At 65.6% G+C, this 8,587-nt stretch carries 8 protein-coding genes; 1 reads left to right on the top strand and 7 read right to left on the bottom strand.

Translation table 11 applies throughout. From position 1 onward, the window contains the following. Positions 1-262 precede the first annotated feature (262 nt). The 7 genes from AC1DN9_RS29715 to purT all read right to left on the bottom strand — a co-directional run bounded on the left by AC1DN9_RS29715 (position 263) and on the right by purT (position 7,284). Positions 263-1,492 carry an ABC transporter substrate-binding protein gene (locus AC1DN9_RS29715; RefSeq protein ID WP_478105961.1) on the bottom strand — a complete coding sequence of 410 codons (1,230 nt, stop codon included), beginning with the start codon at positions 1,490-1,492 and terminating at the stop codon, positions 263-265. Between the two features lie 74 nt (positions 1,493-1,566). Beyond that, on the bottom strand, positions 1,567-2,568 hold the full coding sequence (locus AC1DN9_RS29710) for a branched-chain amino acid ABC transporter permease (protein ID WP_478105960.1): 1,002 nt from the start codon (positions 2,566-2,568) through the stop codon (positions 1,567-1,569). Between the two features lie 3 nt (positions 2,569-2,571). After that, the gene (locus tag AC1DN9_RS29705; protein ID WP_478105959.1) at positions 2,572-3,441 is read right to left on the bottom strand and encodes a branched-chain amino acid ABC transporter permease; all 870 of its coding nucleotides are present in this window, start codon (positions 3,439-3,441) and stop codon (positions 2,572-2,574) included. A gap of 10 nt (positions 3,442-3,451) precedes the next feature. After that, positions 3,452-4,165: an ABC transporter ATP-binding protein gene (locus tag AC1DN9_RS29700; protein ID WP_478105958.1), complete on the bottom strand. Its 714-nt coding sequence runs from the start codon at positions 4,163-4,165 to the stop codon at positions 3,452-3,454. Further along, positions 4,165-4,950, bottom strand: coding sequence for an ABC transporter ATP-binding protein (locus AC1DN9_RS29695; RefSeq protein WP_478105962.1), 786 nt, complete (start codon positions 4,948-4,950; stop codon positions 4,165-4,167). Before AC1DN9_RS29695 ends, AC1DN9_RS29700 begins: the two co-directional genes overlap by 1 nt. A gap of 164 nt (positions 4,951-5,114) precedes the next feature. Beyond that, complete coding sequence (locus tag AC1DN9_RS29690; RefSeq protein ID WP_478105957.1) at positions 5,115-6,056, bottom strand: alpha/beta hydrolase; 942 nt, start codon at positions 6,054-6,056, stop codon at positions 5,115-5,117. Positions 6,057-6,081: 25 nt separating this feature from the next. After that, entirely contained in the window at positions 6,082-7,284 is a 1,203-nt protein-coding gene (gene purT, locus AC1DN9_RS29685) for a formate-dependent phosphoribosylglycinamide formyltransferase (RefSeq protein WP_478105956.1), read from the bottom strand. A 153-nt stretch (positions 7,285-7,437) separates the two neighbouring features. On the opposite strand from purT, the gene AC1DN9_RS29680 reads away from it, so the two are divergent. Further along, positions 7,438-8,286 carry a 3-hydroxybutyryl-CoA dehydrogenase gene (locus AC1DN9_RS29680; protein WP_478105955.1) on the top strand — a complete coding sequence of 283 codons (849 nt, stop codon included), beginning with the start codon at positions 7,438-7,440 and terminating at the stop codon, positions 8,284-8,286. Positions 8,287-8,587 lie beyond the last annotated feature (301 nt).

The following is an 8,587-nucleotide window of genomic DNA, read 5'->3' as shown; positions in this document are numbered from 1 at the left end:
AGCAGAATCAGCCCGATCGCGCCGACGAACTGCGCCATGCTCGTCAGCAGGTTCCACTGGAAGGTATTGATCTCGTCGCGGAGGTAGTCGTTGATCAGCTGGAAGAAGACGAAATTGCTGGCATCTGTGATGGGCATGGGTCAGCGGCCCAATCCTCGCAAGGCGAGACAAGGCTTTCTTGGTTGACTTCGGATGTGTGACCCCGAAAGCCTATCACTCCCTCAGCCGATCACCGTCGACGCCGACACACGCGCTGGCAATGTCAATCGGTCGTGCTCAACACCTCACCAAAGCCTTGCCACAAGGTCCCCGTGAAGCGCGCCAACTGCCCTTGCTTGACCAGGGCGAAGTCGGTCGGTGTACTGTTGAGTGCCATGCCCGGCAGCATCAGCGGAAGCTTCAGGTTCTTGATGTTGGCGGCCTGCTTCATCACGTTCTCGCGCGTCAGGTTGTCGCCGCACTGCTTCAGTATCTGGACCATCGTCTGTGCAGCCAGGTAGGCGTAGAGATTGGAGGCGTCCTTCGGGTCACCCTCCTTGTAGTAGCGCCCCATAAAGGCGCGCCATTCGAGCATCGCCGGATCGTCCTTCCACTGCGGATCGTTCGGGTCCTTGTAGTACTGCATGGTCAGCAGTCCGGTCGACTTGTCGAGCCCAGCCGGCACCAGCACCGAACCCACCGACGCGCCGACGTTGTTGATGATGTGCAGGGGCTTCCATCCCGAGTCGTAGGCCTTGCGAATGGCCTGCGCCGAGAACTTCGGCGTGGTGATGTCGATGAAGGTGTCGGCACCCGAGCCTTGCAACGTGACGATCTGCGAATCGACCGTCGGGTCGGTCACCTCGTAGGAGGCTTCGGCCACGATCATCTTGGCGCCCTTCTGGCCCAGACCGTCCTTGACGCCCTTCAGCAGGTCTTTGCCGTAGTCGTCGTTCTGGTAGAGGATCGCGATCTTCGCGTTGGGCTTTTCCTTGAGCAGGTACTTGGCGTAGATCACGCCTTCGGCCTGGTAGCTCAGGTTGAAGCCGATGGTCCAGGGGAAGTTCTTGGGGTCAGCCCATTTCGTCGCACCGGTGGCCAGCAGCAGGTGCGGCACCTTCTTGGCGTTGACGTACTTGTGGATGGCCGAATTGCTCGGCGTGCCCAGCGTCTGGAACAACGCGAGCACCTCGTCCTGCTCGACCAGCCTGCGCACCTGCTCTACCGCCTTGGGCGGGCTGTAGCCGTCGTCGAGGCTGATCAGGTTGATCTTCCGGCCGTTGATGCCGCCGTTGTCGTTGATCATCTTGAAGTAGGCCTGCTCCAGCTTGCCGATGGTCCCGTAGGCCGAGGCGGGGCCACTGTAGGGCATCGTCTGGCCGAGCTTGATCTCGGTGTCGGACGCTCCGGGGCCGTACTTCTTCTGCGCGGTGGCCGGTGCGGCGACAACGGCCAGCGCGACGGCGGCAGCGCCGGCGAGCAAGGTGGCGCGACGGTCTGGACTGAATTTCATGATGTCTCCTTCAATGTCATCGAACACAAATCGGACCGGCCCGCGGGCCGTGACCCGGACGAAAACACCCCAACTCAACGTTTGCGCCGGCGCTGCAGTCGACCGATGGCGATCCGCACCAGCCCGGCCACACCGGTAGGCATCACATACATGAAGACGATCAGGAACACGCCGTAGATGGCCCACGGCGCGGCCTTGGAAATCTGGTCGGCGACGTTCGGAATGAACTGGATGAACAGCGCGCCGTAGATCGCACCCTGAATCGATGCGAGCCCGCCGATCACGACGCCCACCACGAGCGAGATCGACAGGAAGAAGTTGAAGGAATCCGGCGCGACGAATTGGATCACGATCGCGCCCAGGGCCCCGGAAATGCCGGTGTACATCGCGGAGACGCCGAAAGTGATCGACTTGACCATGGCCGTATTGACGCCCATCGCCTGTGCCGCGATCGGCTGGTCGCGGACGGCGACCATGGCCCGCCCGATGCGGCCGCGCAGCAGGTTCCAGCCGAAGACGAAGAGCACCAGCAGCAACAACAGGACGACGAAGTAGAGCCACTGGTCCTGCGTCAGGCCGGTCCATTCCGGCGCTTCCGGCTTCACGATCACGATGCCTTGAGCGCCGCCGGTCCACGCCTCGAAATGCTTGTACTTGAGGATCTGCGGCATCGCCACGCCGAGCGCGAAGGTCGCCAGGGCCAGGTAGAGCCCCTCCAGCCGCAGCGCCGGCAGGCCGAAGAGGAATCCCGCCAGCAGGCACACGGCGCCCGCAATGGGAATGGTCAGCCAGTAAGGCACGCCGAACTTGTCCATGAGGATCGCCGCAACGTAGGCGCCGATGGCATAGAACGCACCGTGGCCCAGGGATATCTGGCCGTTGTAGCCGGTGAGCATGTTCAGGCCCAGCAGCGCAATGGCATAGACCAGCGCCAGCGTGAACTGGAACACCCGGTAGTTGCTGACGACGAAAGGCAGCACGCACGCGAGGACCAGCACCAGCAGCAAGCCGGCGAGCTTGACCTTGCCGGATGGGGCGCGCACGCGTGGGTCTTGGGGTGGGTCTTGGATGGTCATGGATCAGACCCGCGTCACGTGGACCTTCCCGAACAGGCCCGAAGGCCGGATGACGAGCACGCCGACGATCAGCACCAGCGCAACTGTCAGCTTCAGTTCGGTGCCGAGAACGGCGCCGACGAGGTTCTCCAGCACGCCGACGATGAAGCCGCCAAGCACCGCGCCGCCGGGGCTGTCGATGCCGCCCAGCAGCGCCGCGGCAAAGGCGTAGAGCAGGATGCCGGACATCATGTTCGGCTCCAGGAAAACGCTGGGCGCCACCATGATCCCGGCGATCGCGCCGATGGCCGCGGCGAGGCCCCAGCCCAGTGCCAGCATCCAGCCGACCCGGATGCCCACCAGTCGGCTCGACACGGGGTTCTGCGCGGCTGCGCGCATCGCCAGTCCCAGCGGCGTGAAACGGAAGAAGGCGAAAACCAGCGCCAGCACCACGAGCGTGACACCGATGGAGCCCAGCTCGTGCGCAGTGAGGAAGGAGTTCCCGAACAGGGGCCGGTCCGGAAACGGGCTCGGAAAGGGCTTGATCGTGTACGTGAAGATCCAACCGGCGAGACTGTTGAGGATCACCAGCAGGCCGATGTAGACGATCACCACCGAGAGGATGGGTGCGTTCTCGACCGGCTGGACGACGATCCGCTCGATCAGCACGCCGAGCACGAAGGCGATCGCCACCGTGATGAAGAAGGCGCCCCAGTACGGCACGCCGGCCTGAATCAGGCTCCACGCGATGTAGGTCGAGAACATCGCCAGTTCGCCCTGCGCGAAGTTCACCAGGTGCGTGGCCTGGTAGATCATGACGAGGGCCAGCGCCACGCTCGCATAGATGCCGCCCGTGGCGAGGCCCGAAAGCGCTTGGTGGAGCAGGACGTTCATGACCTGGTGCCTAGTAGCCGAGGTACGAGCGCCGCACGGCCTCGTCGTTGCGGATGGTCTCGGCGCTGCCGGAGATCACCACGCGGCCGGTTTCCAGGAGGTAGGCCTGGTCGGCCAGGCGCAGCGCCAGCGCCGCGTTCTGCTCCACCAGCAGCATGCTCACGCGGTCACGCCGGTTGATCTCCTGGAGGATCTCGAACAGCTCCTGCACGATGCGCGGCGCGAGGCCGAACGAAGGCTCGTCCAGCAGCAGCAGGCGCGGCCGCAGCATCAACGCGCGCGACACGGCGAGCATCTGCTGCTCGCCGCCGGACAAGGTGCCGGCCTGCTGGCGCCGGCGTTCCCGCAGGCGCGGGAAGTAGTCGTAGATGCGCTCGTAATCCGCGCCCACGTCGGCCTTGTCGCGCCGCGTGTAGGCGCCGAGGCGCAGGTTCTCCTCGACGCTCAGCTCGACGAAGGTTCCGCGCCCGTCGGGCACGTGCGCCACGCCAAGGCGGACGATGCTTTCGGTGGCGCGGCCATCGATGCGCTGCGCGGCGAAGACGATTTCGCCCTGCGTCTTCACCATGCCGCAGACCGCGCGCAAGGTCGTCGTCTTGCCGGCGCCGTTGGCCCCCAGGATGGTGGTGATGCCGCCCTCCTCGACGCCGAAATCCAGGCCGTGCAGCACCTTGCTCGGGCCGTACTGGGCGTGCATGCCGCGCACTTCGAGCAGCGCGGCCATCAGTTCGCTCCTCCGAGGTAGGCGCGGATCACCTCGGCATTGCCTTGCACCTCGGCCGGCGAGCCGTCGGCGATGACGCGGCCGAAGTCCAGCGCCACCACCTGGTCCGACACGCGCATGACCAGGTTCATGTGGTGCTCGACCAGCAGCATGGTGAGCTTCAGCCGGTCGCGCACCTGCCGCAGCAGCGCCATCAGGTTGCCGACCTCTTCATGGTTCAGCCCGCCCGCGGGCTCGTCGAGCAGCAGCAGCTTGGGCCGGCTCGCCAGTGCGCGGGCCAGTTCGACGCGCTTCTGCGTGCCGAACGACAGGTCCATGACCTGGGTGGCCGCCACGCTGCGCAGATCGAGCAGTTCCACCAGTTCGTCGGCGTGGGCTTCCAGGGCCTGCTCTTCACGCCGCACCCGCGGCAGCCGCAGCGCGTTCGCGAAGAAGCCGCTGCGCGTGCGGCAGTGCCCGCCAAGCAGGATGTTCTGCCGGACCGTCATGGTGCGGAACAGCGCGAGGTTCTGGAAGGTCCGGCCGATGCCGGCCGCCGCGATGCCGTGGGCCGGCGTGGCGAGCAGCGAGCGGCCCTCGAAAAGAATGGCGCCCTCGCTGAATGCGTAGAGCCGCGAGAGGCAATTGAACAAGGTCGTCTTGCCGGCGCCGTTGGGCCCGATCAGCCCGACGATGTGCCCGGACGGCACGGAGAACGACACCTTGTCGAGCGCCGTGATCCCGCCAAAGCGCACCGTCACGCCGTCGACGCGGAGCAGTTCAGCACGTTGGGCAGACGAGACGATGGTCGACTCCTTGCGCGATGTGACAGCCACCGAAGGCGGCTGATACAACAAGATACCGACCTTTGAAATGCTTCAGAAGCGGGCTTTACCCTTGCTGTCGCGAAGGTGACGCGCGCGCGAGACAAGTCCGGGCCGACCGACCCGGAAGAGCGACGGCTTGGCGCTCAGGGCCGCAGCGCGCGGCGCAGTTCGGCGGCGCAGAGAGCCACGGCGGCATTGGCTTCGTCGAGTACCTTCCCCATGAGGATGAAGCCGTGGATCTGCCGCTCGAAGCAGATGTAGACGGCGGAGTTGCCGGCCGTCGTCAGCGCCTCGGCGTATTCCGCACCCTCATCGCGCAGCGGGTCGTAGCCCGCGGTGAGCACCAGCGCCGGCGGCAATCCCTGGAGATCCTTGCGCAGCAGCGGCGAGGCGCGCCAGTCGAGGTCATGCTTCGCGTCGGTGATGTAGTGGTCATGGAAGTACGTGATGGTGTCGCTGGTCAACACGTAGCCCTGGCCGTTGGTGGTGTGCGAAGGGTGGCCGCGCCGCATATCGGTCGCGGGATAGATGAGCAGTTGGTAGGCGATGGGCAGGTCCCCCGCGTCGCGCGCCGCGATGGCGACCACCGCCGCCAGGTTGCCGCCGGCGCTGTCACCGCCCACCGCGAGCCGACTGGGGTCCACGCCGAGCCCGGCTGCCTCCTTGCGCACCCAGCGCGTGGCGGCGAGCGCGTCGTCCACAGCCGCCGGAAAGCGATGCTCCGGCCCCATCCGGTAGTCCACCGCGACCACCGCACAGCCGGACTGGTTGGCCAATTCGCGGCACAGCGTGTCGTGCGTGTCGAGGTCGCCGATGGTCCAGCCGCCCCCGTGGTAGTAGACCAGCACCGGCAGCACGGCGCCGGCCTTCGAGCCCAGCGGCCGGTAGAGGCGCATCGGGATCGGGCCCCCCGGGGCTTCGGCGCTGACGTCCCGCACTTCGGCGACCTCGGGTGGCGCGGGCTGGGTGATGGCGCGCCGCTCGCGGTAGAACTTGCGCGCGTCGGCGACCGTCAGCGTATGCGTCGGCGGTACGCCTTTGCTCGCGAGGAGATCGATGAACGCCTGGGCTTGAGGATGCAGCATGAAGGTCTCCGAGAGGTGAAGTGAATCAGGCTTGGCGGGGCTTGACGCGGGAGGCGGCTTCCTTCGCGTTGAGGCGCGCAGTGTCGACGTCCGCCGCATGCGCCAGCGCGACGCCCATGCGGCGCTTGACGAAGCTCTCCGGCTTGCCGAAGAGCCGGACATCGGTGCCCGGCACGGCCAGCGCCTCCGCGACGCCCTCAAAGGCAATGCCGGTCGCATCGACACCGCCGTAGATCACCGCGCTGGCGCCCGGGCTCTTGAGCGTGGTGTCGACCGGCAGGCCCAGGATGGCGCGGGCATGCAGTTCGAACTCGTTCTGCCATTGGGTGGCCATGGTCACCATGCCGGTGTCGTGCGGGCGGGGGCTGACCTCGCTGAACCACACCTGGTCGCCCTTGACGAACAGCTCGACGCCGAACAGGCCCTGCCCGCCGAGGTCCGACGTCACGGCGCGGGCGATGTCCTGCGCCTTCTTCAGCGCGGCCGGCGCCATCGGGTGCGGCTGCCAGCTCTCCACGTAGTCGCCGCTCACCTGAATATGGCCGATCGGGTCGCAGAAGTGCGTCTGCGCTGCACCGGCGGCATCGAGCGCTCGCACCGTCAGGAGCGTGATCTCGTAGTCGAAGTCGATGAAGCCCTCGACGATGACCCGGCCATGACTCACTCGGCCGCCGGCCATGGCGTAGTCCCACGCCTTCTGCACGTCGGCGGGGCCGTCGATCTTGCTCTGGCCCTTGCCGGAGCTGCTCATCACGGGCTTGACGATGCAGGGATAGCCGATGCCCTCGTCGATGGCCGCCTGGAGTTCAGCCAGCGAATCGCAGAACTTGTACGGGCTGGTCGGCACGCCCAGCGTCTCGGCGGCCAGGCGGCGGATGCCCTCGCGGTCCATCGTGAGGCGCGCCGCCCGCGCCGTGGGAATCACGCGAACCACGCCGGCATCTTCCAGCTCCTGCAACATCGGCGTGGCGATGGCCTCGATCTCGGGCACGACGAGTTGCGGCTTCTCGGCTTCGATCAATGCCTTGAGCTGCGCCGGGTCGCTCATCGTGATGGTGCGCGCATGGTGGGCCACCTGCTGGCCGGGGGCGTTCTCGTAGCGGTCGACCGCGATGGTTTCCACGCCCAGGCGCTGGAGGGCGATCAGGACTTCCTTGCCGAGCTCGCCGGAGCCGAGCAGCATAACGCGGGTGGCGGTGGAGGAAAGGGGGGTGCCGAGGGTGGTCATGGTGCGGATTCGTGGCTGTGGGAGTGAACGCGGCACTTTAAATCACCCGCTTGTCACACGTGGCAACGGGGCCGTCCGCGCGCTGTTTCACAATCTCGGCCAAGCACCCTTTTCATTTCCTCTTTTCTTTTTCTCTCTGAAGGAACATTTCTCATGACTATCCAGACAGTCGGCATCATTGGCGCGGGAACGATGGGCAACGGTATTGCGCAGGCTTGCGCGGTCGCAGGCGTCAACGTCGTGATGATCGACGTCGCGCAGGCTGCCGTGGACAAGGGCTTGGCCACCGTGGCGGGCAGCCTCGACCGCCTGATCAAGAAGGACAAGCTCACCGCCGCGCAGAAGGATGCGGCGCTGGCGCTGATCAAGGGCTCGACGAACTACGACGACCTGAAGGCTGCGCAACTGGTGATCGAGGCCGCGACCGAAAACCATGAGCTCAAGCTGAAGATCCTCAAGCAGGTCGATGCCCTCGTGGCGCCCGAAGTGATCATCGCGTCGAACACGTCGTCGATCTCGATCACGCAACTGGCCGCGGCCACCTCGCGCGCCGATCGCTTCATCGGCATGCACTTCTTCAACCCGGTGCCGATGATGGCGCTGGTGGAGATCATCCGCGGCTACCTCACCAGCGACGCGACGCACGATGCGGTGAAAGCACTGGCCGAGCGGTTGGGCAAGTCGCCGATCACCGTGAAGAACGCGCCGGGCTTCGTGGTCAACCGCATCCTCGTGCCGATGATCAACGAGGCTTTCTTCGTGCTGGCCGACGGCCTGGCTACTGCGGAAGATATCGATGCCGGCATGAAGCTCGGGTGCAACCAGCCCATCGGCCCGCTGGCGCTTGCCGACATGATCGGCCTCGACGTCTGCCTGGCGGTGATGGAGGTGTACCTCGAGCAATTCGGCGATTCGAAATACCGCCCCTGCCCGCTGCTGAAGGAAATGGTCGCGGCCGGCCAACTCGGCCGCAAGACCGGTCGCGGCGTGTATCGCTACTAACCCCCAGCCTCGCCCACTTCGTGTGGCTCGGACACCCCCTTGCAGTGCACGAAACCACTATAAGGTTGATAGCGGCTGCGGGCCAATTTTGCTAATTCCGCTCTGAGGTGGCAAAAACGGCTCTCAGCGACGCGCAGCGGGTATCACTGTTTCGTAAGCAGTCAATAAACCGCGCCCTGTTCATCGACGCTGATGAAGTGCGGGGTTGGGTTACGGAGTTGGCAGCGCGATGTTCCAGGGCAGCAAGGCCTCGTAGTCGTCGGCCGTCTGCGCGAGCGGCAGCTTCTTGAACAGGGCGACG

The sequence above is a fragment of the Variovorax sp. 05L425 genome (assembly GCF_056397705.1).
The sequence above is the reverse complement of the archived record's forward strand: the minus strand, read 5'-3'. Positions and strand labels throughout refer to the sequence as shown.

Excerpts from the sequence above, each read along its gene's own strand:
- AC1DN9_RS29715 (WP_478105961.1), bottom strand. The coding sequence starts at position 1,492 with ATGAAATTCAGTCCAGACCGTCGCGCCACCTTGCTCGCCGGCGCTGCC.
- AC1DN9_RS29710 (WP_478105960.1), bottom strand. The coding sequence starts at position 2,568 with ATGACCATCCAAGACCCACCCCAAGACCCACGCGTGCGCGCCCCATCC.
- AC1DN9_RS29680 (WP_478105955.1), top strand. The coding sequence starts at position 7,438 with ATGACTATCCAGACAGTCGGCATCATTGGCGCGGGAACGATGGGCAAC.
- purT (WP_478105956.1), bottom strand. The coding sequence starts at position 7,284 with ATGACCACCCTCGGCACCCCCCTTTCCTCCACCGCCACCCGCGTTATG.
- AC1DN9_RS29705 (WP_478105959.1), bottom strand. The coding sequence starts at position 3,441 with ATGAACGTCCTGCTCCACCAAGCGCTTTCGGGCCTCGCCACGGGCGGC.
- AC1DN9_RS29690 (WP_478105957.1), bottom strand. The coding sequence starts at position 6,056 with ATGCTGCATCCTCAAGCCCAGGCGTTCATCGATCTCCTCGCGAGCAAA.
- AC1DN9_RS29700 (WP_478105958.1), bottom strand. The coding sequence starts at position 4,165 with ATGGCCGCGCTGCTCGAAGTGCGCGGCATGCACGCCCAGTACGGCCCG.